This is a genomic window from Tritonibacter scottomollicae, from assembly GCF_032924845.1.
Lineage (GTDB): Bacteria > Pseudomonadota > Alphaproteobacteria > Rhodobacterales > Rhodobacteraceae > Epibacterium > Epibacterium scottomollicae.
Map to the genome: position 1 here is coordinate 1 of NZ_CP136704.1, position 21,968 is coordinate 21,968.

Annotated in this window: 15 protein-coding genes, 3 tRNA genes, 3 rRNA genes and 1 pseudogene; 14 read left to right on the forward strand and 8 right to left on the reverse strand. The window is 53.6% G+C overall.

The genetic code is table 11. From position 1 onward, the window contains the following. Positions 1-529 precede the first annotated feature (529 nt). The 6 genes from R1T40_RS00710 (at position 530) to R1T40_RS00735 (ending at position 5,973) form a co-directional block, all read left to right on the forward strand. Positions 530-1,993 (forward strand): 16S ribosomal RNA (locus R1T40_RS00710). Positions 1,994-2,147: 154 nt separating this feature from the next. Then, positions 2,148-2,223: transfer RNA gene (locus tag R1T40_RS00715), tRNA-Ala, on the forward strand. A gap of 25 nt (positions 2,224-2,248) precedes the next feature. After that, positions 2,249-2,325: transfer RNA gene (locus R1T40_RS00720), tRNA-Ile, on the forward strand. A 447-nt stretch (positions 2,326-2,772) separates the two neighbouring features. Then, positions 2,773-5,607: ribosomal RNA gene (locus R1T40_RS00725) — 23S ribosomal RNA — on the forward strand. Positions 5,608-5,732: 125 nt separating this feature from the next. Beyond that, positions 5,733-5,847 (forward strand): 5S ribosomal RNA (rrf, locus tag R1T40_RS00730). The 16S, 23S and 5S rRNA genes sit together here with 3 tRNA genes alongside, the layout of an rRNA operon. A 49-nt stretch (positions 5,848-5,896) precedes the next feature. After that, positions 5,897-5,973 (forward strand) — tRNA-Met (locus R1T40_RS00735). 360 nt (positions 5,974-6,333) lie between these two features. On the opposite strand, the gene R1T40_RS00740 is transcribed toward R1T40_RS00735, so the two are convergent. Next, positions 6,334-6,582 (reverse strand): hypothetical protein, encoded by a 249-nt coding sequence (locus R1T40_RS00740; RefSeq protein WP_317385045.1) that lies wholly within the window; start codon positions 6,580-6,582, stop codon positions 6,334-6,336. Next, positions 6,540-7,025 (reverse strand): hypothetical protein, encoded by a 486-nt coding sequence (locus tag R1T40_RS00745; RefSeq protein ID WP_317385046.1) that lies wholly within the window; start codon positions 7,023-7,025, stop codon positions 6,540-6,542. The genes R1T40_RS00740 and R1T40_RS00745 overlap by 43 nt, the downstream gene beginning before the upstream one ends. Before the next feature lie 156 nt (positions 7,026-7,181). Here R1T40_RS00745 and R1T40_RS00750 point away from each other — a divergent pair, with 156 nt between their 5' ends. Further along, entirely contained in the window at positions 7,182-7,928 is a 747-nt protein-coding gene (locus tag R1T40_RS00750; protein WP_317385510.1) for a hypothetical protein, read from the forward strand. Positions 7,929-8,165: 237 nt separating this feature from the next. Here R1T40_RS00750 and R1T40_RS00755 read toward each other — a convergent pair whose 3' ends face one another. The 3 genes from R1T40_RS00755 to R1T40_RS00765 form a co-directional block, all read right to left on the reverse strand. Beyond that, entirely contained in the window at positions 8,166-8,942 is a 777-nt protein-coding gene (locus R1T40_RS00755; RefSeq protein WP_317385511.1) for a methyltransferase domain-containing protein, read from the reverse strand. A 36-nt stretch (positions 8,943-8,978) separates the two neighbouring features. Next, on the reverse strand, positions 8,979-9,341 hold the full coding sequence (locus tag R1T40_RS00760) for a Rid family hydrolase (RefSeq protein WP_106165696.1): 363 nt from the start codon (positions 9,339-9,341) through the stop codon (positions 8,979-8,981). A gap of 221 nt (positions 9,342-9,562) precedes the next feature. Further along, positions 9,563-9,943, reverse strand: coding sequence for a VOC family protein (locus R1T40_RS00765; RefSeq protein ID WP_317385512.1), 381 nt, complete (start codon positions 9,941-9,943; stop codon positions 9,563-9,565). Positions 9,944-10,301: 358 nt separating this feature from the next. Between R1T40_RS00765 and R1T40_RS00770 the strand changes: the two genes are divergently transcribed. Both R1T40_RS00770 and R1T40_RS00775 read left to right on the forward strand, forming a co-directional pair. Continuing rightward, positions 10,302-11,102: a class I SAM-dependent methyltransferase gene (locus tag R1T40_RS00770; RefSeq protein WP_317385513.1), complete on the forward strand. Its 801-nt coding sequence runs from the start codon at positions 10,302-10,304 to the stop codon at positions 11,100-11,102. 291 nt (positions 11,103-11,393) lie between these two features. Continuing rightward, positions 11,394-12,065 carry a deiodinase-like protein gene (locus R1T40_RS00775; protein ID WP_317385514.1) on the forward strand — a complete coding sequence of 224 codons (672 nt, stop codon included), beginning with the start codon at positions 11,394-11,396 and terminating at the stop codon, positions 12,063-12,065. A gap of 1,254 nt (positions 12,066-13,319) precedes the next feature. On the opposite strand, the gene R1T40_RS00780 is transcribed toward R1T40_RS00775, so the two are convergent. Beyond that, a complete protein-coding gene (locus R1T40_RS00780) occupies positions 13,320-14,069 on the reverse strand; it encodes a hypothetical protein (protein WP_317385515.1) in 750 nt (249 codons plus the stop codon). A 79-nt stretch (positions 14,070-14,148) separates the two neighbouring features. Continuing rightward, on the reverse strand, positions 14,149-15,735 hold the full coding sequence (locus R1T40_RS00785; protein ID WP_317385516.1) for a hypothetical protein: 1,587 nt from the start codon (positions 15,733-15,735) through the stop codon (positions 14,149-14,151). 62 nt (positions 15,736-15,797) lie between these two features. Here R1T40_RS00785 and R1T40_RS00790 point away from each other — a divergent pair, with 62 nt between their 5' ends. From R1T40_RS00790 to R1T40_RS00810, 5 genes and pseudogenes are all read left to right on the forward strand, one after another. Beyond that, on the forward strand, positions 15,798-17,075 hold the full coding sequence (locus R1T40_RS00790) for a DUF4123 domain-containing protein (RefSeq protein ID WP_317385517.1): 1,278 nt from the start codon (positions 15,798-15,800) through the stop codon (positions 17,073-17,075). Between the two features lie 338 nt (positions 17,076-17,413). Beyond that, a pseudogene (locus tag R1T40_RS00795) lies at positions 17,414-17,512 on the forward strand (ATP-binding protein); the annotation flags it as partial. Between the two features lie 188 nt (positions 17,513-17,700). Continuing rightward, entirely contained in the window at positions 17,701-18,354 is a 654-nt protein-coding gene (locus R1T40_RS00800; protein ID WP_317385518.1) for a GAD-like domain-containing protein, read from the forward strand. Positions 18,355-18,377: 23 nt separating this feature from the next. Further along, positions 18,378-19,109, forward strand: coding sequence for a hypothetical protein (locus R1T40_RS00805; RefSeq protein ID WP_317385519.1), 732 nt, complete (start codon positions 18,378-18,380; stop codon positions 19,107-19,109). Position 19,110: 1 nt separating this feature from the next. Beyond that, positions 19,111-20,544: a phospholipase effector Tle1 domain-containing protein gene (locus R1T40_RS00810; protein ID WP_317385520.1), complete on the forward strand. Its 1,434-nt coding sequence runs from the start codon at positions 19,111-19,113 to the stop codon at positions 20,542-20,544. Between the two features lie 9 nt (positions 20,545-20,553). On the opposite strand, the gene R1T40_RS00815 is transcribed toward R1T40_RS00810, so the two are convergent. Beyond that, positions 20,554-21,492 carry a DUF4123 domain-containing protein gene (locus tag R1T40_RS00815; protein WP_317385521.1) on the reverse strand — a complete coding sequence of 313 codons (939 nt, stop codon included), beginning with the start codon at positions 21,490-21,492 and terminating at the stop codon, positions 20,554-20,556. Positions 21,493-21,968 lie beyond the last annotated feature (476 nt).

A 21,968-nucleotide genomic window follows, 5' to 3' on the forward strand; every position in this document is an offset into this window, starting at 1 on the left:
GGGTTGCGGCTCATTGGGTCTAACCTTAGAACCCCCTCTACCGGCGGCGCTGAGGCGCTACGGTGACAGACTGGACGGGGCGGCGGCGACGCAGGAACGGATGGTTTTGACGGGTCGGAAAGACGATTTGGCGCTCAGGGAAGACTGAGGCACTTCGGAGATTGATTAGGCGGTGGCGCTCTTAGTTTTGCGCGACGGTCTGCTTTTGGGCTCTGAGTGTTTGCTCTTTGACATTGTTGGATGACTGAAGAGATATGTGGGCGGTTTGGTTCATTTCGATGGATCAACGTCTGTATATCAACGCTACTAGGACGCAAGTTCGATGATGTAGTGTCAGCTTCACTGTCTTGTTCGGCTTTCTGTACCTTTGGTACTGAAGCACGAAAGACAGAGAATAATTGGTTGCAATTCTGGTTCCTAGCCGGGTCAGATCGCAGGTTACTTGGACCCCCGTGTTCGAGTGATTTTGTTAAAGCAACCAGTGATGTGCAGAGGTTCGAACGTCAAGGATAGCAACGCAAGTTGCTTTCAACTTGAGAGTTTGATCCTGGCTCAGAACGAACGCTGGCGGCAGGCCTAACACATGCAAGTCGAGCGCTCTCTTCGGAGGGAGCGGCGGACGGGTTAGTAACGCGTGGGAACGTGCCCTTCTCTAAGGAATAGCCACTGGAAACGGTGAGTAATACCTTATACGCCCTTCGGGGGAAAGATTTATCGGAGAAGGATCGGCCCGCGTTAGATTAGATAGTTGGTGGGGTAACGGCCTACCAAGTCTACGATCTATAGCTGGTTTTAGAGGATGATCAGCAACACTGGGACTGAGACACGGCCCAAACTCCTACGGGAGGCAGCAGTGGGGAATCTTGGACAATGGGCGCAAGCCTGATCCAGCCATGCCGCGTGAGTGATGAAGGCCTTAGGGTCGTAAAGCTCTTTCGCCTGTGAAGATAATGACTGTAGCAGGTAAAGAAACCCCGGCTAACTCCGTGCCAGCAGCCGCGGTAATACGGAGGGGGTTAGCGTTGTTCGGAATTACTGGGCGTAAAGCGCGCGTAGGCGGACTGGAAAGTTGGGGGTGAAATCCCAGGGCTCAACCCTGGAACTGCCTCCAAAACTATCAGTCTAGAGTTCGAGAGAGGTGAGTGGAATTCCGAGTGTAGAGGTGAAATTCGTAGATATTCGGAGGAACACCAGTGGCGAAGGCGGCTCACTGGCTCGATACTGACGCTGAGGTGCGAAAGTGTGGGGAGCAAACAGGATTAGATACCCTGGTAGTCCACACCGTAAACGATGAATGCCAGTCGTCGGGTAGCATGCTATTCGGTGACACACCTAACGGATTAAGCATTCCGCCTGGGGAGTACGGTCGCAAGATTAAAACTCAAAGGAATTGACGGGGGCCCGCACAAGCGGTGGAGCATGTGGTTTAATTCGAAGCAACGCGCAGAACCTTACCAACCCTTGACATCCTAGGACCGCCAGAGAGATTTGGCTTTCACTTCGGTGACCTAGTGACAGGTGCTGCATGGCTGTCGTCAGCTCGTGTCGTGAGATGTTCGGTTAAGTCCGGCAACGAGCGCAACCCACATCCTTAGTTGCCAGCAGTTCGGCTGGGCACTCTAGGGAAACTGCCCGTGATAAGCGGGAGGAAGGTGTGGATGACGTCAAGTCCTCATGGCCCTTACGGGTTGGGCTACACACGTGCTACAATGGCAGTGACAATGGGTTAATCCCAAAAAACTGTCTCAGTTCGGATTGGGGTCTGCAACTCGACCCCATGAAGTCGGAATCGCTAGTAATCGCGTAACAGCATGACGCGGTGAATACGTTCCCGGGCCTTGTACACACCGCCCGTCACACCATGGGAGTTGGTTCTACCCGACGACGCTGCGCTAACCCTTCGGGGAGGCAGGCGGCCACGGTAGGATCAGCGACTGGGGTGAAGTCGTAACAAGGTAGCCGTAGGGGAACCTGCGGCTGGATCACCTCCTTTCTAAGGATGTTCCTGGCAGCTTTGAGTGCTTGCACTCAAGTTCGTGGAACACTTAGCAGAAGATCAGCAAACAAAGCTGGTCACATCAGGACCGAGCCGTCCTCATATCTCTTCAGAAAATGTCAGGACCTTACCAACTGGTTAGGTTCAGCAAGGGGCCTTAGCTCAGCTGGGAGAGCGCCTGATTTGCATTCAGGAGGTCAGGAGTTCGATCCTCCTAGGCTCCACCACTTTGCAAACGGCCCTAACAAGAATGGGTCGGTAGCTCAGGTGGTTAGAGCGCACGCCTGATAAGCGTGAGGTCGGAGGTTCAAGTCCTCCTCGACCCACCATTCTTCATCCAAATAATCAAAGAGTTCGATTAGACCTTTGAGACACCTCAGCGCAGGTGGTTCAAACGTCCAATCGGACACTGCGGCAATCATATGATTGCCTTGATATCGTTTAGAGAGAAAAATCAACAACACTGTTGGTCCTCCCGAGTGTGGGAACGACCTCAGATAGGTGAAGCGAGCTTGCTCGTGGACAGCACCGGATCCGTCATGTTTCCTCAGACGCCCGGATGTATGCCTGCCTGAAACGACAGTAGTTGTCCAAGTCAAGTACACTAACCCGCATGATCTACCCGATCATGCATTGTTCTTCTCTTCGCCTGAGATCGACATCACAGGCACTGAAGGGAAGAGCGGGAAAGTATGCTTTTTGGTTCAGAAACAGAGACCTGGCTACTTACCAGCTGTCAGGTCACGATAGCCGCATGGCTGTCTCTTTCTGGATCAGATCAAGCGCGAGAAGGGCGTTTGGTGGATGCCTTGGCAGTAAGAGGCGATGAAGGACGTGATACTCTGCGATAAGTCATGGTGAGCCGAGAATAGGCTTTGACCCATGAATTTCCGAATGGGGCAACCCACCTGAAAGTTTGATATAATAGCGACTTCGGTTGCTGCTTATATCCGGCTTAATCAGGTACTTATAGACTGAATACATAGGTTTATAAGAGCAAACCCGGGGAACTGAAACATCTAAGTACCCGGAGGAAAGGACATCAATAGAGACTCTGTTAGTAGCGGCGAGCGAACGCGGACCAGCCGAGCCTGATGAGTGACCAGAACATGTTGGGAAGCATGGCCATAGCGGGTGACAGCCCCGTATGGGAAGCTCTGAAGGACGTATTAAGTAGGGCGGAACACGTGAAATTCTGTCTGAAGATCGGGGGACCACCCCCGAAGGCTAAGTACTCCTTACTGACCGATAGCGAACCAGTACCGTGAGGGAAAGGTGAAAAGCACCCCGACGAGGGGAGTGAAACAGTACCTGAAACCGAACGCCTACAATCAGTTGGAGGCCCCTTGAGGGCTGACAGCGTACCTTTTGTATAATGGGTCATCGACTTGGTCTCACGAGCAAGCTTAAGCCGTTAGGTGTAGGCGCAGCGAAAGCGAGTCTTAATAGGGCGAATGAGTTCGTGGGATCAGACCCGAAACCGAGTGATCTAGGCATGACCAGGATGAAGGTGCGGTAACACGCACTGGAGGTCCGAACCCACACCTGTTGAAAAAGGTCGGGATGAGTTGTGCCTAGGGGTGAAAGGCCAATCAAACTCGGAGATAGCTGGTTCTCTGCGAAATCTATTTAGGTAGAGCGTCATCCGAATACCCCGGGGGGTAGAGCACTGGATGGGTAATGGGGCCCCACAGGCTTACTGATCCTAACCAAACTCCGAATACCCGGGAGTACTAGATGGCAGACACACTGCGGATGCTAACGTCCGTAGTGGAGAGGGAAACAACCCTGACCTCCGGCTAAGGCCCCTAATTCATGGCTAAGTGGGAAAGCAGGTGGGATGTCCAAAACAACCAGGAAGTTGGCTTAGAAGCAGCCATCTTTTAAAGATAGCGTAACAGCTCACTGGTCTAAATAAGACGTCCTGCGGCGAAGATGTAACGGGGCTCAAGCCATGAGCCGAAGCCGAGGATGCACATAGTGCATGGTAGCAGAGCGTAGTGTGACATAGTTCCATGCGTCCTTACCTTCTTTCGGGAAGGATTGGACGCAAGGAGCTTTCGATGAAGCGGGCGCGTGAGCGATCCCGTGGAGAGATCACTAGCGAGAATGATGACATGAGTAGCGACAAAGAGTGTGAGAGACACTCTCGCCGAAAGTCCAAGGGTTCCTGCTTAAAGCTAATCTGAGCAGGGTAAGCCGGCCCCTAAGCCGAGGCCGAAAGGCGTAGGCGATGGGAACTAGGTTAATATTCCTAGGCCAGGAGGATGTGACGGATTGCGAAGGTAGTTTGCCCTTATCGGATTGGGCGGGCTGCTAAGTAGTCCCTGGAAATAGCCCTCCATCAGACCGTACCCTAAACCGACACAGGTGGACTGGTAGAGAATACCAAGGCGCTTGAGAGAACGATGTTGAAGGAACTCGGCAAAATACCTCCGTAAGTTCGCGAGAAGGAGGCCCGGGTCCTACGCAAGTGGAATCCGGGGGCACAAACCAGGGGGTGGCGACTGTTTATTAAAAACACAGGGCTCTGCGAAGTCGCAAGACGACGTATAGGGTCTGACGCCTGCCCGGTGCCTGAAGGTTAAAAGGAGGGGTGAGAGCTCCGAATTGAAGCCCAGGTAAACGGCGGCCGTAACTATAACGGTCCTAAGGTAGCGAAATTCCTTGTCGGGTAAGTTCCGACCTGCACGAATGGCGTAACGACTTCCCCGCTGTCTCCAACATCGACTCAGCGAAATTGAATTGCCTGTCAAGATGCAGGCTTCCCGCGGTTAGACGGAAAGACCCCGTGCACCTTTACTACAGCTTCGCACTGGCATCAGGATTGTGATGTGCAGGATAGGTGGTAGGCATTGAAGCAGGAACGCTAGTTCCTGTGGAGCCATCCTTGAGATACCACCCTTCGCACTCTTGATGTCTAACCGCGGTCCATTATCTGGATCCGGGACCCTGCGTGGCGGGTAGTTTGACTGGGGCGGTCGCCTCCTAAAGCGTAACGGAGGCGCGCGAAGGTTGGCTCAGAGCGGTCGGAAATCGCTCGTTGAGTGCAATGGCAAAAGCCAGCCTGACTGCGAGACTGACAAGTCGAGCAGAGACGAAAGTCGGCCATAGTGATCCGGTGGTCCCGAGTGGAAGGGCCATCGCTCAACGGATAAAAGGTACGCCGGGGATAACAGGCTGATACTGCCCAAGAGTCCATATCGACGGCAGTGTTTGGCACCTCGATGTCGGCTCATCTCATCCTGGGGCTGGAGCAGGTCCCAAGGGTACGGCTGTTCGCCGTTTAAAGAGGTACGTGAGCTGGGTTTAGAACGTCGTGAGACAGTTCGGTCCCTATCTGCCGTGGGTGTAGGATACTTGAGAGGAGTTGCCCCTAGTACGAGAGGACCGGGGTGAACGAACCACTGGTGGACCAGTTATCGTGCCAACGGTAGTGCTGGGTAGCTATGTTCGGAAAGGATAACCGCTGAAGGCATCTAAGCGGGAAGCCCCCCTCAAAACAAGGTATCCCTGAGGGCCGTGGAAGACCACCACGTCAATAGGCCGGAGATGTAAGTGCAGCAATGCATTCAGTTGACCGGTACTAATCGCCCGATTGGCTTGATCTGATCCAGTAAAAGACAGCCACACCAAAAACGCATACACAAAACTTGGACAACTCGTTGACCTCCTAAAAACAAGGTCAAAACGTTGATTTGCTAGACAAAAAAAGTCTAGCGGGGTTCTTATTCGGTTTGGTGGCCAAAGCACAAGCGAAACACCCGGTCCCTTCCCGAACCCGGAAGTTAAGCGCTGTTGCGCCGATGGTACTGCATCTTAAGGTGTGGGAGAGTAGGGCACCGCCAAACCTAATAAGAACCCCAATACTCTCAAAACGAAAACAAAAAAAACAAACACCGCGGGATGGAGCAGCCAGGTAGCTCGTCAGGCTCATAACCTGAAGGTCGTAGGTTCAAATCCTACTCCCGCAACCAATACTAATTCTCTAACAATATCAGCACCTTCCAGCCGCGCCTCAACAGAGTGCGCGGTTGCTGGCGTTTGGATGACCGCTTCAGACCCCATCGCCACCCGCAACAGCGCCGCAAGATCCCCCTCCAACTCGATCTCCACGCCCGTGCTCCCCGCAGCCGGCATCAGTACGATCCGATCCACCAAAGCCCGCAGCGCCTCCTTGGCTGCAGGCATCTCTGCGCTTCTCCCCAGACCCGCAATCAATGCCGCGACCCGCTCGCGGTAGGTCACCGCCATCGACGGATGAATCAGGATCGGGTCCGGGGCAGGGGAGGCGGAAAGCCTGCGCTCGAGCTGCTGCCTTTGCTGATCCAGCTCGATCATCCGGTCTTTGACCTGCTCCGCCGGAACACCTGCGATAATCGCGTCCACCAGCTTTTGGTGATCGCGTTTGGTCTGGGCGAGGCTGCGTTCAGGGTCTCTCTCGCGCCCTCGGCCTCCCGGCGCAGCCGGTTGCGTTCGTCGGCATAAGTCTCGCAAAAGACCGCCAGTGCCTCTGGATCCATCAGGTGATTGGTCAGGGCGTTCAGGACCCGCGCTTCCAGATCCGTCTGGGCGATGGTGCGCATATTGGCGCAGACCGCTTTGCCCTTATTGCGCGCGGAGGAACAGCCGAAGGCCGATTTGGAGACTTTGGCGATGCCGCCACCGCCACCCGTTCGCGGTAGGTCACCGCCATCGACGGATGGATCAGGATCGGATCCGGGGCAGGGGAGGCGGAAAGCCTGCGCTCGAGCTGCTGCCGTTGCTGATCCAGCTCGATCATCCGGTCTTTGACCTGCTCCGCCGGCACACCTGCGATGATCGCATCCACCAGCTTTTGGTGATCGCGTTTGGTCTGGGTGAGGCTGCGTTCTAGGGTCTCTCTCGCGTCCTCAGCCTCCCGGCGCAGCCGGTTGCGTTCTTCTGCATAGGTCTCGCAAAAGATCGCAAGTGCGTCTGGATCCATCAGGTGATGGGTCAGGGCGTTCAGGACCCGCGCTTCCAGATCCGTCTGGGCGATGGTGCGCATATCCCCCTCGCGAACAGGTAAGTTGTAAGTCTAGGGCTCAGCCTGGGATTGCAACTTGCCTAGTGAGTACAAGTCTCACAAAATCAAAAAAAGTATATCGGGATTTTCTTCGTCTTCGCGGAGACTCGGATCAGAGAAATAGATCCGAGCAGTAAGATGACCGTACAGCCCCAGTTTACCCAAGCCCAGCCTGTCAATCTGAAAAAGCCACCCATCGTTCTGCGGTTCTCTGGGCTTTGGCCTCATACGCTGCGCCGGTTTAGGTTCCAAGATGAACGCCGCGGTGGGGATCTGGGGCATGTTGATTTGGGCCGCACAAAGGCCAACGAGATTCTTGTTGGTGGTGAGAATTGGGATCAGGTCATCCGTGATGAAATTGTACAGATGGCCGACCTGCGAAGGCGCGAATGCGGCCTTGTCGCAGAGGTCCAGTCGCTGGAACAACATCGCGCCCAAGAGGCAGCGGCATGTATTACCGCCCAATCTGCGCGCCAGGTGGAAGAGCAGAAACTGGAAGACGCGGTAACGCAGGTGCAGCTGAAAGTCGCGGAAGCGGAGATCATCTCAGAGGCCGTTGAAGCTGGTTTGGAGCTGGTTGCTGAGGGCGCGCTGCTTTGGCAGGAAGAAGCGACGGATCGGAAAGCGGGCTTGGTTTGGGGAGCGGCGGCACCGAAAACGGGTGACCTGCGGGCGGAAAAGCGGAAGCAAATCCATCCTGCGATAGGAATGATCACGCGAATTGCGCAATTGGTCGCACGTACCGTCAAACGAGCTCTGGCCAAAGAACGCCAAAAGTTGCAGGACGATACGGAATATGTCCGTGGCCTGCGAGAGCAGTGGGAGCCAGAGGCTCAGGCTCGTCTTGCGCAGATCTCGCAGGGGACAGATGCGGGGCCTTCGTAAAGATGCGGCGGACAGCAGACCTTCGCTGCCGACGCTAAGGTTTCGTTCCAGACAGGCAAAAGCGGCCATTCAGGCCCTGACCGAACGAAACCCACATGCTGCGCTGCGCACCAACGTCAGCAAAGCGGACAAAGCGTGCATTCGCTGCAAGTGCGCCAGTGACAGCTTTTGGGCGGCTGGCCAAAACCAATGATTTCGACGCTGCAAAGACTCATGATGTACGGTGCGGGTTGATGGCTACTTCTTTCGTGCGCTTACGACGAAATGGGTCAGCGCATAAAAAAAGCGGCCTTGGGCAGCCAATGTCTTTTGCTCCGCCAGCCACGCCGCGGCTTCCTCGGCGGGAACGTGGCTATTGTCGACAGCATATCGGGCCATCAATTGCATCATCATCGTCGCAAGCCCGTCCGGCTTCAGCTCGTGATCACATGTCGTTAGTGGAGCGACACCCTCGACGATAAAGCCTGCGTCTCGCGCGATAGACGGCAAAATTGCCGGAACGTCGCGTTGTGTGAAATGCTGATCCCAAGACGCGATCATGCGGTCCATACGATCCTTCTCGTCGCTGAACCACACCAGACTGTCGAGATGAATGTCGCCGATCACAAGTCTGCCGCCGGGTTTCAGCACTCGGCTAGCTTCAGCGATTGCTCCGGGGATGTCGTCAAGATACTCGAAGACCTGAACCGAGACAGCCTTGTCCATCGTTCCGGTCTCAATTGGCAAACTATTGGCGGTGCCCGTCAGGATTTCAACACAGTCAAACGTCCTACACCGCTCTTTGGCCGGGCCGAGCATGTCGCGACTGGGATCAACTCCGATTACCTTGCCCTCTGATCCAACCGCTCTGGCAAGTTCTAATGTCAGCAAGCCATTCCCGCAGCCAATGTCGACAATTGTTTCGCCCGCTGCGGGACGAAGAGCGTCGAATGACGCTTGTCGTCTGCGCGTGATATCTGCACCTTGATAGACGATATCCAGAAGCCGCGTCGTTTCCTCGTCAAACCTCAGCATTGGGCACCCGGCGACAAATACACATGGGCTTTTGCTCTATCTATCTTCGGGAACAACTGCATCAACTTCGATCTCGACCAACCATTCCGGGTTAACGAACCTCGTGACCGCCATGATCGTATCGACTGGACGGGCATCGACGCAGTATTTCTTTCGCGCCTCAATGGCCTCCTTCCAGTCATCGATATCCGTCAGAATGACCCGCGTTCTCACAATGTCATGAAGACCAGACCCCGCCTGTTCGAGAGCGGCCTTGATGATTTCAAAGCACTGGGTGGTCTGGGCGAATACATCTCCGACCCCAACTGTCTTGCCCTGAGCATCTACAGGCGCGGTTCCCCCTACCGCAATGAAAGGACCAACACGAACCGCGCGACTGAAGCCAACGACTTCCTCCATGGGATTTCCGTTTGATATGAGCTGGCGCATTTGGTGAGCTTCCTCCCTACTGGAAAGCATACACGCATCTGATCAATCGTGACAAAGTTTTCGGAATTGCGGACATTCCTGCATCGTGCAGCGAAATCGGAAAGTCGGACGTCTGCAGTGCGGACAAAGCCGACATCCTCGTTTCCAGCGGGTGTTTGTGGACGTGCGCGATTGTGACTAATCAGTAGGAACTAAGTTGACTGCAACTTCTCTCGAAAGAGAATTTCGACATTGTGCCCATCCGGATCATGCACGAACGCAGCGTAGTAGCCTGGTGCATAGTGGTCACGATAACCCGGCTTACCGTTGCAAATGCCGCCTCCAGCAATTGCGCCACTATAGGCCTTTTGAACGGAGTCTTTGTTTAACGCCTTGAAACAAATATGAAGCTTAGGGTGGGTAGGCTCGCCCCTGGTTATCAAGAATTGAACGATACCCTGCATTTCTATGCCTAATTCGCCGACATCCTCATCCAAGAACGCGACACGCGCGCCAATCGCTTCAAAAATGGGAACATAGAACTGATGAGCAGCTGAGAAATCGCTTACGGAATACTCGACATGATCAAACACATGGTGCTCCAAAGGTAAATATCGCCACCTCAACCAATGGTAGGCGCAGGCACATTAATGGTCAACATGGGCTCACTGCCGACATTGAAGGCACGAAGCCGCGTTTGAGAGCTTGAATGTCAGGTTCCGCGAAGTTGAGGCGCGGTTTGTGCATGTGCGGCAACAACAACCAACCTCACTTCGCACCGGTCACTTTGGGCTGACTGGGGGCATCTAGTAGCCGGCGCAAGCATCTGCCATGCCAAGATCTGGGTGCCGCATCGCCGCAAGGCGGCTCTGAGTCCAATCTTCATGATGCTGCGCCAATCATGAAAGTCTGCTATCGTGAACTTGATTGCATTAAGGGGAACCTTTTTTGATGGCCGATCCTTTTCAGGACGTAGACGCAGCGGGCGAGGAATTCATTGCAGCATTCGCTGACTCGATGGATGCCAGACAATCCGACCCCAAAATGGAGAGCATCGTTGCATCGTACCTTTCGAAATTAAAATTTGCGGAAGGCAGCCTCACCGTCGAGGTCGGGGCTGGTGCCGGTGCTGTTACCAGGCGGATTGCAGCGAAGGCCGAGCCTGAACAGGTCATGGCCTTCGAACCATCCTCTGGCTTTGTTAGGGAGGCCAGAGAGCGCGCGAAACAGCACACCAATGTAACCTTTGAAGTCGCGGACGGGACTGCATTGCCACTTGATGACCATTCGGTTTGCAACCTCATAATGCATACCGTCCTGACTCATGTGGTGGACCCCGTTCCGCTTCTTCAAGAAGCGCGGCGTGTTCTTAAATCGGATGGTTGTCTTGTGGTGTGCGATGCGGACTTTTCAAAAGCTAGCCTGAGCAACAGCGCGAACGATCCGCTCGACGCATGCGCACGCGCCTTCGTCAACGAGTTTGTGACTGACCCACATATCGTCGCGAAAATGCGTTCTTTGATGACAGCGACCGATTTTGAAGTGACCGATTTTGATGTCCAAAGCCGAACAGTTGCGGACAATGAACAAATGCTGCCCTGGGTCGAAGAAACTGCAAAGCGGATGCTTGAGCGGGGCGAGATCGGTGAGGAGCTGTTTTGCGGCCTTGTCGCTGAGTACAAGCGCCGGGCAGCAGCCGGAACGCTTTACGGTCATCAGGTATTTGCGACTGCCATTGCCAAGCTAAGTTAGTGCCCCTTAAAGTCCGTATGTTTCGGTACCGACGGCTTGAAAACAGGGCAGCGGACATTTTCTCCAATCCTACGACAGTCAACTTCGTCCTTGTCCGCAGTGTGTGAGTTCAGAGGCGCCGCAATGAACGGTAGCGACGCCCGGTATCAGGCATTCGTACCTCACACAGAGGATGGCCGAGAAGAGCCCAACCTACTGAATGCTGCGTCATACTCAGATGTCGCCTTCGGTGACATACCTTTCAGGTAGGCGTCGGTTCCTGCTATTGTGTGGGTCAGGAGGGATGTTTCTATGAGTAGAATTGCATTCGAAATGCGGGACCAGATGGATGACATGTCGGAAGCCGATTTCAAAGACACCATGGGCTTGAGCAAATCTGAATTCCGCGACTACCTAAAAACGGCTGCAGACCAAGAGGACAACTGTCTTGCACAAGAGGGCGAACCTGCACCCAATTTTGCCGCTCACACTCTGAACGCCGAAGGAAGTATCTCTTCCGGACTTCTGGACCTTTCCGATCTTCGTGGCGCACCTGTCTCGCTGATATTTGGGTGTTACACATGCCCGGTTTTCCGTCGCCAATCAGATAGGATGAAGCAACTGATTAAACACTACGATGGACGGGTTCAGTTTGTGTTTGTCTATGTGTTGGAGGCGCATCCAACAGATGGATGGAACACTGAATCAAACAGAGCGGCCGGAGTAATGTATGCCCAGACCATCAATTTGGAGGACCGTGCCAAAGTAGCCAATAACTGGCGAAGCGCATACGAATTCGAGAATCCGGTTGTTCTTGATTGGCCAGACAATCGAATAAACGCGGATTATGCTGGAGAACCAGAACGGCTTTATGTGCTGGACGGTGACGGCATCGTGACATTCAAATCGGAACAGGGGCCATACTATGATAACCATCTCGAGGACTGGGCCGCCGCTCTAGAAAAAGTCGTCCTCTCAAATTAGGCAAACTTACATCCGCGAAATCCCTGGGTCTCAATATTCAGAGGCGGCCAATTTGCCTTACAACCCGGAACCAGCGGTACGACCAACTCGCAAGGCCGTTTCGTCCGCTGACCGACGATCAAGCCGCCGAAATGCTGTGCGATGCACGAACGGCTGGTCTGGTGAAGCTGCACTGCGGCAAAGGCTTCACTGGTGAGCGGCGGCAGTGGGCCGTCATCAGACTATTCGTTCCAAATATCTTTCTTGCTCTTCGTACTCTATCTGTATCCATTCATCAGCGCCCTTGAATGAGGGATAAGCAGTGTTTCTCTTGGGGCCGATCGCGCGGATGAGCAAAGCCTCAAGATCACCGATCGTAGTGTTGGTGTCATCGGTTAAGTCCTCTGGAGGCTGACCCAATTTCAATATTCCGCTTTTAATGTTCGCCTGACCTATAGGGCGAAAGCCGAACCACGAAAATCGGTCCCACTTCCCAGATAAGTGATCATCCAAATGATCTTTGAGGCGTTTCCCTAAACCCTGAGATCTCGTCAGGCCGACATACGATGGTCCGTACTCATCGTAGAGGATGTAGATCCCTTGCTGAAATCGAAAGTCGGTAATTTGAATTGTACCACGATTGGCTCCCTTCCTGCCAAGAAGGCGGAAGCTATCCCTAAATCCTTGGCCGGGATTCCAATCAATCTCACTTTCTCGCTGCTTTCAGTCGTAACTTACTGGGCGAATCTACGATCACAATACCTAATCACCCAGACTGGGTGAATGTCGGGTTAGGCAAGGCTGCGTTGCAGCATCTCGACCTCAATCTAAGGTCGGCTCCGGGCCGGTCGCTTCGGTCGAGTGGGCTGCCAGCGAGCAATGCTTCGCTGCGCCATGGTCGGACGTCCGTGAAGCGCAGATAGCGCCCTTTGCAAAGTCTGGGTGTCTGCCATCTGGGCGATGCTTCCTCGCTGCAAGAGCAATGGAAGGAGCAGACCTTCGCCGCAGGTGCAGCTTGAAAGCTTCATTGAACGGCAGGGGTGCGGGACGGAACTAACCTTGGAGTTCTTCAAGGAGGCGTCGGGAGCAGAGGCTCAAGTTGAGTGCTGGACCAATTTAATTCTAGCTTGTCTTCGACGTCCTCAACCTCAAAAAACAACCCGATAAAACATAGATCAGAATAGTGTCGTGAGGGAGTGCAGCTGTCTAAACTAAAAGTTTGGACAGACAATTCTAACCCTAAATGTCACATCCCGGAAAGCAATACGGTCTGCTTCAGGATCTTTCAGAGCGGGTGCGCTTTTTGCGGGCATCTTTGGCTTCTTGCTCTGCTTCCAGTTTTGCCTCACGCGTGGCGCGCGCTGCGTTCCGGCGAGCTTTTTGAATGAGAGGTCCCGGCGATGCCTGACAGTGCCAGAGAAAGGGGATATACCAAATCCAAGACAAGAAAAAGGCTAGAGGAAACCCGAGAAGGGCGAAGGCCATTGGCCAACGTTCCTGTATCCCGACCGAAGTATAAACATATGGCCCTTGTACGAGAACGCCATAGGCCCAGACCGCACCAACCAAAAGCCGTATAGTATTGATCAAGTAATTTTCCCATCGAGAAAATGGAACAAAAAGACTTGAAGTCCAAGGTGGGGATACGCTGATGCCGCGCTTGGTTAAACGCAATAATCCAAAGTCCACAGCTACAGTAACGCTACTTTCTGGGGTGAGGCGGCGAATGATTAAGAAGTTCACCACAAGTGATCCGCCCGCACAAAGAGCGAAAACTGAAGCGATGAGTGGCGTCATTCGCTCCGCGTACATAATGGTAAGAACAAAAATAGACATCAAAAATAGGCCCATGCATGCTATTGGCAAGGCAACTATCTGACGTAAAATTGCATTTGGAAAGAGCCGCTCGGCACAGGAAGCGAGAACAAAGAAAATAATAGCGCACGCTGGTATAATCCTCGCAGGATCACTCGCATAAATAAAGAATGGGATGCAGAAGCCGGGATAACCAACCGTCAGGCTCAAGACGTATCGTCCGAGGTCAGAAGTCGCTTGATACTCTACGATTGTGCTGCAGTCCGCAGAATTTTTGTCTGATACAGTTTTAGACAGCATTGCGAGCACCAAGGATTGAATTCCAGACATTGGCTAAACTATTGAATATCGCTCGCCCAACGAAACGGATGAAGTTCGCCAGTTTGTCTCTTAGTTGATAGATGTCCACCGCAATTGTCATAGCGACGGATAGTGCAAATGCTGCGCCAGCAATGATGATCCCGCCGACAACAAATGGTACGCTGGCGAAGAAAATTCCCGCCATGCACACTGCCAGAAAGGTTGCGAAAGCCGTCGTCACTACGACGATTGTCAGTCGCGAGATCAGATTCGCCCAATCTTCTTGCTCTGCCTCCCACCAGCTTTTGATTTCCACCAAACATGCGAAGGCAAGAAAGACTCGATTGATACGGCCGGCAAAGGCTCCTTTGACAGTGCTCCAGATGCCACGCTGCGTGTCGCGGGCAACAGCATCGATTACTCGAAACCCTTCCATGGGATATCTACTACGGGTCAGATGCGCGCGCAGCGTGGCCCTTCCTGCGAACACCACATGCTTTTGACCGTTTCGGACCTTGATCTCATATTCTGTAGACATGACTTCGCGTAGGAACGTTCGATGCATTCGAATCCATTCTTCAAAGCTCGGCGGGGTGCGGAGGTAACGCCGCGCTGTACGCCCGCTTATCGAGTTCATGAATGCCTGATTTAGATCAGCTGCGGCAGATCCCAAATCAGCAATCGTTCCTGCTCCAGTATGCAGTGCTTCAGTAACTACAGAAGATCTAAAGGTGTCATCGAACCTGCCAGACTCGATATAAGCATCCCAGTCCACTTCGAACGCTTCGGCGAGGCAATCGGCAAGGGAAACTTCTTGTGCAGGTGTTAAGTCTTCTTTGAGGCCGGGACCGTTTGGCATATTGGCCGCCAAACAGCCCTCTTTCAGGGCGATGATGAAAATTCCCTCCCCTTCAGGCTGTTCACGGCGTGCTTGTTCGGCTTCTAGAATAGAGCGGTATCGCTCAGTTTTCTGCGATAAGATATCGCTACTACGCCCTGTCAGTTCAAACTCGTGAGCCGCCATTTTCAAACGGTTGTCCAGTCTTCCAGTCTCGCGGATCAGCTCCGAAGTGTGCAAAATGGGGAAGTCTGTGAAATTATAGGCAAAGTTCATCTTTCGATAGGCAGACAGCAAATTTCGATGCTGTGCGGGATCCACTTGCGCCAATGCTTGTACTTCAGGCGAATTGATAAATGTACTTTCCCTAAAGACTGTCAAAGCCTCCGCGCCGTTGGGGTGGTAGGGGACCGCGGGGATTTCTGGTGGGGCCTCGTCAGGAATCCCGATCGCGCTCTTGAGTTGCTCTGGCATGCCGACCGGGAACTCACCAAGATCGGGAATCACCGTCATCGTCTCATTGCCGATATTAAACTCGAGCTGGTTCACCGTGCCTTGCGCAGAGTTCTCCAGCTGGAAGACTCGCCGTACAGGTAGTGTTTGGGTGTCCTTGCCGTTGACGATGCCGGAAAATTGAAGCTTGCCTTGCGTTTCGGTGCTCATATCGGCAAGGAATAAGTTACCCTGCTGGCAGGTAAGACAATCTTGGTCTGCATTAATTTGGTCAGAGAAATTCATACGCTATCCTTGGTGGTTAGCTAAACTAATATAGAGCCCATCTAACGTCTGGGGAGGCGATTATGCAACCCAACCATGTCCCGAACGAAGGTTCAATCTGGATCATCGACTGCTCGATACAGAGTGCGCGGGAAAATACCGCTGTCGTGGTCGCGTCACGTCCAAGTGAGGCTTTGGACGTACTTCGGCGGTGGTGCGCTACTCAGAGTATTGCAGTTGGCACCATTCAACTGACGAGACCGCCCGTTGCTCTGAGGGACTGGCTGCAAACTGGCTACGGTAATTGGGACCTTCTTGCGGTCCTGTCGGAGTTGCATCCCCAAGATCCTGTGCGTCTCGCTTATGTTGAGCCGCCGGTTCACAAGAGTCCGCAAATAGCTAGCGCAGTCCATATTGATCCACCGATTGAGGCGGGGTTTCTCGATGCGCAGTTTGGAATCCATCCCAAAAAAACGGCTCCGGATGCTGTTCATTCTACTCTATGGGGAAGCTCTTCCGGCTGCTTTGTCGTGCTTGACGCCGCGCGTGAGCAGAACTTGCCTGAGCGCCTTGCGGATTCAGGATTGCGCCATACCTGCTTGTTTGAGGGGCAGGCTTCTGAAGATCTCGGAGCCGCAGCGCCATGGCTGGTGGAACTTGCTTCTGAAACGGCTTTAGTGCGCGAACTGTTCACGCGCACGCCTAATGAGTTCGCTGCGGAGCGTGGTTTGACGGGACTATTTCTCTGCTCTGACAATGATCTGACGGAAGTGAAAGCACACCTGCGTCAATTTATTCGTCTTAAAGACGAAGCGGGCAACTGGGTCTATTTCCGGTTTTGGGAAGGGCTATACCTGTTCGGTTTGTTTGAAGCGCTGACCCGAGGAGAGCTTGCCGAGTTCGGACGGCTATTCGTGTCTCGCCAAGCCATGATCGCTTCCTTTAGCTTTATGGATTCGAGTGGGAGCTGGCATGTAGCCCGTTTGAGTGCGCCTCGCGAGGCTTTGCCCGTTACCGAGGGAAACTCTGCATTGATTGTGACGGAGCAACTTCGGCAGATTTTCCGGTCTCAGCGTGAGCGGAGATTTGTACGTCGGCTTCGTTTGCATTTGAACGAAATCCTAAGCACTGAAACCACGAGTTTGACCTTTTTGACCGAAGCTGAGGTAATCAATCTAGTGCGCGAGGCACGCCAATGTGGATTGACCTTAGAGAGGTCTGTAGCCGATTACGCTCAAGCTCGGATGATGACACCGCAGGGGTTCGCGCGGGCGCCTTGGTTCGCTGCATTGCAACGAAAAAACCTTCATCAGCTCGATTTCGCGCAAGCTGTTCTGGAGCACTGCGGCGCCGCTTGCTGAATGGCAGCTTTCGGGAAACCCTTTGCGCATGCGGCAGAGATTTCGCTGCACCTCGGATGAATGTCGTGGTTGGGCTGACTCCGGACCTCATTGGACTTGGAGCAAGTGAGGTCTCGCACTCTCCCCTCCTGTTGGGATGGAACAGTGACCAATGCGCGCTCCCGCAATCAAAAATATACTGAAATATCAATTCACTAGCGCCCCATGTGGCGCTTCTTGCGTTTCCGCCTCGAGGTCCGTGGAAGCACTGTGGAAGCAAACGAGGCGTTTTGGCAGTGTAAGTGTGTCCGGGGAAAGGGGAACTCTGGCTGTTAGCTGATTTGTGCAATAGCGCCCCGCGCATCCTGGAAACTGGCAACGACAGCTTCCGCTTCAAAGCAAGCTCGGAGGCTGCAAAGAAAACAGGGAAGGAGACCAAAACATTGACCGCGTTATAAACTAGGACGCATAACTGAGGGTGAATCAAATCTCGGTGAAAATACCGGTTCAGCTCTCAGTGACAATCAACAGGGTCAGAGTTTCGTCGAGGGGCTCAGGCTTGCACGCGGTCGAATTAGTTCTTATGCGTCGGACGATGTGGTTTGATTTTGAGGCCACTAGTTGAGACATTTCAGAAAGTTGCATTATGACCGAGCTCCAAATGTTAATTGGCGAAGTGCCAACAGATGCGACGCCTGTTGACCCCGGTATTATCTCTCGCTGGCAGGGGCGGTTGCCGGAGCTTTTATTGGATGTTTGGCGAAGCTATGGATTTACTTCGTTGGCTATGGGGCGCTTGCACCTAGTCGATCCAGAGCCGTTTGAACCGCTTATGTCGTATGTTTTTGGTGGTGATCGCGATCTAAAGGATGACACGCATACCATCGCTTTTGGGAACTTTGGCGAGCTGATCGTTTGGTCCGAGCGACATGGCTGGGGCATGATGTCACCGGTTTTGTCATCGCTCGATATGCGCAATCTTACCGAAGCAAAGCCCATGCCAGCAGAGCTGCAGATCGAGAATTATGTTCTCCAAGCCACCCCTGAAGTGTTTGAACGCTATGACGCTCAAGGCAAGCCCATGCATGACCGGATCAAGGCAGCACTCGGGCCCCTGCCGCCCGGAGGTCTCTACGCGACGAAATACGTAACTCGCGACCGCAACGAAGAACTGTTCGTAGAAAACTATGAGATTACCAGTGCGTTTGAGTGGTTGCAGGAGTTTTATTCCTCACACCAGATCACCTTAGTTGATTGGATGAGAGATGATCCGATGGTGCGTAAGATCAAGCAACGCTAAATCAGCGCTGGGGCGCTCAGACAATGCGATTTTCCGCGCAAGGATTGCAACAGCGCCCTCACGGTGCGAACGTGTCGACAGCAGCAACCCCTTTTCATCGAAGTACTTTTATGAAGCAAATGCCAAGAGTTACCAAACGTATTGCCCTGTTATTTCTCTTGGCCTGCGGTGTTGTTGTCGCCTTGCTGATGTCTCGAATGGGTGTCGGGAAGATGAAGCCCGGGTCACTGACGCTTGGCTTTGGCGGCTTCATTGCATCGCCAGTTTATGTTGACTATTTCAGTCTTGAAGGAGCCATACGCCCCATCAATCGCGATTTTCTCGCATCCGGTGGCGTTGATATTCAGTTGGATCGAACGGGAAGCGGAAGTCGCATTTTGAATTTGCCGACAGATCTCGGTCGTGATGGGGAATGGACGGTTTCAGTGCAATGGGTGGAGCTTCCGACAGACAAGGCTTGGAGCGCGACCATTTCTTTCGATCCGCATGACCTGACCTATTCCGGTGGATCCTACGTATTGCTCGTGATGTTCGGGCCAAACGGAGAGTTGCTGATCGGGTCGGATGAGGCGCGGCCGGAGCTATCTGCACATCATGATATCGCGCATATCTGTGGAACACGCGTGCCAGAGGCGGATCATGCATGGCGCCTGGAAACCGGCTATTTTCCTCAGATGCCAATAATAATGAACTATTACGAAGAGCATCGTCACGAGGCTAAAACGCCCCCGTATTGCCCGGAACCGAGTGAATAATATGAGCTTAGGTGACATTGACAAAGCGGCACAAGCCGCGTCCTCAGACGCAGGGTTGCAAGGTGAGACCGGCAACCTGGCACAAACTTGTCCCAAAACGGTTTTGGAAGTTGGCGTGTTCTTCGACGGCACGCTCAACAACCTTTACAATGTTGAGGATGGCAGCAGGGAGGACGGTAGTTATCAGGCGTCCAAATCCAATCCGGCGTTGCTCTACGAGCTATATAAAGACCGAAGAGATTATGACGAGGAAAACGCCTGCGGAGGGATCGCGCGTGCCTTTCGATCTACGTATGTCGAGGGACCGGGATCAACTGCCGGCGCTGCGGACGATGGCACAGGGTACGCTCTCGGAATGGGGGAAACGGGCGTTGCAGCGCGTGTCAGTAGAGGGTTTAGTGAAGTGCTGCGCTTCGTCAACCTTATGGGGGGAGCGCCCTATCTGAGCGAAGTGAAACTGGATGTTTTTGGTTTTTCGCGCGGGGCTGCCGCTGCGAGGTATTTCGTCAACTGCATCAGAGACGGGCAAATGTCCCTTGATGTCGGCCGTGGTCAGAGAATACCGCTTCTGAAATGGCCCGAAGATCTGAAGGTCAGCATTCGGTTCCTCGGGATCTTCGATACCGTGGCGGCTATCGGCCTCGCCACGAACGACGACAATGGCGAGGTGAACGTCCATCTGAAGACAGCGCAGGCTACGAACAGGATCTATCATCTGACGGCTGGTGATGAGTATCGCAAGAACTTTCGTCTAAACAAGAATACACCCGGCGGTGGGGACACGTTTGAGCTCCCCGGGGCGCATTCGGATGTCGGTGGGGGATATGCAGGGTCAGGTGACGTTGCGCCGCTGGAGGATGAAGAGACACGGTTCTTCTACGATAAAAACAAAGCAGAAGCCGCTCGAGCTGCTGCCCAGAATGCCGATCTGGCGCCGGGCGCTAATGCGGAACGCGAAGCGCAGTTTATCAAAGAAGGCTGGATGACCGGCGATGAGAGAGAAGGCGGCGTGATGCGAACCTTTTCGGATATCACTGAACGCACCGTGACGGTCCAGTATGGGTTGAAGAGCTTTACACGTAAGACCTATACCTACCAAGAACAGGTGGCTCTGAACAGGCCATGGGTCCAGCTTGGCCTGTCCCGTGTCGCACTTCATATGATGTACGAGGCGGCGGTCGCAGAAGTGGATGGCGCGTTTATTGAGCTGCCACCGGAGAATGAAGAGTACCAAATCCCTCAAGGGTTGAGCGCCTATGAACACGCGATCCGTGGCGGGTCTCTCTCCGGGGCAGCACGGTCAGAGGTGCTGCGCAACTACGGCCATGTCTCTATGAAAGATGGTGGTGTTTTCAGCAGCGATTATTGGGGCCATGAAGCTGAACCCAACCACATGAGAGTCGAGTACGATAACGTTCCGGGAAAAGCGATCTAAGGCCTAAGACTAGATATCCTCCAGCGCTGCAATGCGCTGCTCTAAACGGCGCATTTTTTCCGTCTCACCAAGAGGTTGCTCCAGAATTTTCCGAAGCGCTCCGGCGTGATCCATGGCTTCGAAAGCACCGGACACATGCAGGTCCCAAGCAGCAAAGCGAAACGCATGCTTGCGCTGTCGGATTCCGAACTCCCATGCCCGCCCGACAGAACGTTGCACCGCATAATCTAGGCCGCGTTCCGGTTCCGGGGTGCACGCGTCGGGAAAAGTAGAGCGCATCAGACTGACCATTTCCGCTAGTTCCTGCCGCGTTCGATGACTGCGCAGGGCGACAAGTTCCTGATCGTTCAGATTAAACGGTGCCGTCGCGCGATATCCCTCAGTTCGCCCCGGTTCAGAAAGGTTCATGGCTTCGACACACAATCCATCGCGATCTGGATCGGGGATCAAAAACGCGTCGATCTGACCTGCTTCACGCGGAAGAAACCAGCGTTTGCGCCGGTTTGGTTCGGTTAACGCGGCAAAATAAGCGCGGGCAGACCCAGCCTCCCAGAAGCGAAAGAAGAACGCTTGATCCCCGATCTCGACCCGAAGGAAACGTCGCAAATGCTTGCGCAGGGCAGTGAGTTCCAGTTCGCATGCGATCAACAGGCCCGGACGCTTTGGCCAAATTGCGCGCGGGTTGTCCGTTGGGTCAGTAAAATCTCGCAGCAATCGGTCGGATGGCGAAACCTGCACTAGATAAGGCGCGACATCACGTAGTTCATGTGCAGTTTGGCCTTGGAACAGAGAACTATACGGCACTCCCTCAGCCTCCAGACGCTCCGGCAGGCCAGGCAAACAAGTCGCATCAAGAACTAGGAATAGACCTGAATAAGCCCGCACCGTCTCCACGAGTGCATCACGTGCGATGAATTTTTTTGAAGACATGACAATCTGAAATCTCAATTTGTTTCTTTACCTAAAGGTAGATCTGGAGTGGTGACAACGGCCTTTCGCCAATTTCTGCAGTTCAGCAAAGTTCAGCTTTTGAGTTGTACTTGTCGACTAGGTGTTTGATCCTGCGGCTTGATGGTCGATCCGTTCTCCGGTTTGGGAGGCGGCATTATGGGAATAGCTCGTCACGGGAACGTCATGACCACACATGACGGCAGAGCTGCAATACAGTGATCGCAAGCTTCGCTAACGTATGCACCGAGCGCCGCACGAACCATGAGGTGCGACCGATCTGGATTTCCGCTGTCGGGGAAATACCCCAAATGCTTCGCACTCGCAGCGCCCTGTGCGAATGGGCTGTCTCCGGACCTCTCTGGAGTTAGAGCAAGTGAGGTCTGGCACTATTGTCCCCTGATGGAATGAAACTGTGACAAATGCGAGCTCCCGCAACCATCGTTTCCGACAAAGCCCTCGCAAAACGCGGGGGC

What these genes read in the sequence shown, in the direction of transcription:
- R1T40_RS00740 (WP_317385045.1), bottom strand. Translation starts at nt 6,582, where the DNA reads ATGCGCACCATCGCCCAGACGGATCTGGAAGCGCGGGTCCTGAACGCC.
- R1T40_RS00745 (WP_317385046.1), bottom strand. Translation starts at nt 7,025, where the DNA reads ATGCGCACCATCGCCCAGACGGATCTGGAAGCGCGGGTCCTGAACGCC.
- R1T40_RS00750 (WP_317385510.1), top strand. Translation starts at nt 7,182, where the DNA reads ATGACCGTACAGCCCCAGTTTACCCAAGCCCAGCCTGTCAATCTGAAA.
- R1T40_RS00755 (WP_317385511.1), bottom strand. Translation starts at nt 8,942, where the DNA reads ATGCTGAGGTTTGACGAGGAAACGACGCGGCTTCTGGATATCGTCTAT.
- R1T40_RS00760 (WP_106165696.1), bottom strand. Translation starts at nt 9,341, where the DNA reads ATGGAGGAAGTCGTTGGCTTCAGTCGCGCGGTTCGTGTTGGTCCTTTC.
- R1T40_RS00770 (WP_317385513.1), top strand. Translation starts at nt 10,302, where the DNA reads ATGGCCGATCCTTTTCAGGACGTAGACGCAGCGGGCGAGGAATTCATT.
- R1T40_RS00775 (WP_317385514.1), top strand. Translation starts at nt 11,394, where the DNA reads ATGAGTAGAATTGCATTCGAAATGCGGGACCAGATGGATGACATGTCG.
- R1T40_RS00785 (WP_317385516.1), bottom strand. Translation starts at nt 15,735, where the DNA reads ATGAATTTCTCTGACCAAATTAATGCAGACCAAGATTGTCTTACCTGC.
- R1T40_RS00790 (WP_317385517.1), top strand. Translation starts at nt 15,798, where the DNA reads ATGCAACCCAACCATGTCCCGAACGAAGGTTCAATCTGGATCATCGAC.
- R1T40_RS00800 (WP_317385518.1), top strand. Translation starts at nt 17,701, where the DNA reads ATGACCGAGCTCCAAATGTTAATTGGCGAAGTGCCAACAGATGCGACG.
- R1T40_RS00805 (WP_317385519.1), top strand. Translation starts at nt 18,378, where the DNA reads ATGCGATTTTCCGCGCAAGGATTGCAACAGCGCCCTCACGGTGCGAAC.
- R1T40_RS00810 (WP_317385520.1), top strand. Translation starts at nt 19,111, where the DNA reads ATGAGCTTAGGTGACATTGACAAAGCGGCACAAGCCGCGTCCTCAGAC.